Raw genomic sequence first — 253 nt, forward strand, 5'->3', positions numbered from 1 at the left:
TCGGAATAGAAGGCAACGGGAGCACCGTGATCCTTCAAATAAAGCTCCAGCGCCTCGAAGTAGCTGAACGCGCTTTCCGAGGGACGCCGATCGCGCTCGGTGAACGCCTCTTTTCGCGCTGGGACTTCAAGCAGGTCCTTTCGGACGGCTACGTCGACATCATCCAGCCGGATCTCTCCCATGCCGGCGGCATCACCGAATGCCGCAAGATCGCAGCGATGGCCGAAGCCTACGACGTGGCGCTGGCGCCGCA

At 61.7% G+C, this 253-nt stretch carries 1 pseudogene; it reads left to right on the top strand.

The features are described 5' to 3' along the window. Nucleotides 1–83 precede the first annotated feature (83 nt). Nucleotides 84–253, top strand: a pseudogene (locus EOD29_RS33460) (enolase C-terminal domain-like protein); the annotation flags it as partial.

It is taken from the genome of Mesorhizobium sp. M1A.T.Ca.IN.004.03.1.1, from assembly GCF_003997555.1.
Classification (GTDB): Bacteria; Pseudomonadota; Alphaproteobacteria; order Rhizobiales; family Rhizobiaceae; genus Mesorhizobium.